General features: G+C 66.2%; 1 protein-coding gene. It reads right to left on the bottom strand.

Features of this window, described 5'->3' with window-relative positions:
* The coding region (locus tag SB753_RS42080) for an FAD-dependent oxidoreductase (RefSeq protein ID WP_410805825.1) at positions 1-231 on the bottom strand (231 nt) is incomplete at both ends.

Here is a 231-nt window from a genome sequence, read left to right as displayed (position 1 = left end):
GCCGGTGTCGCCGAGATAGCGATGTACCGACAGCTCGTCTGCCTTGATCGCAGGCTGCGTGCCCGAGATGACGTCGGCGAGCAATTGGCCGGAACCACGCGACATGGTCCAGCCGAGCGTGCCGTGGCCGGTGTTCAGGAACAGTTTCGACACCGGCGTGCGGCCGACGATCGGAGTACCGTCCGGCGGCATGGGTCGCAGCCCGGTCCAGAAGCTGGCCTTCGACGTATC

The sequence above is a fragment of the Paraburkholderia sp. SIMBA_053 genome (assembly GCF_046534895.1).
Taxonomy (GTDB): Bacteria; Pseudomonadota; Gammaproteobacteria; order Burkholderiales; family Burkholderiaceae; genus Paraburkholderia; species Paraburkholderia caledonica.
Note: the sequence above shows the minus strand (reverse complement) of the source record. Positions and strands in the feature narration are given on the sequence as shown.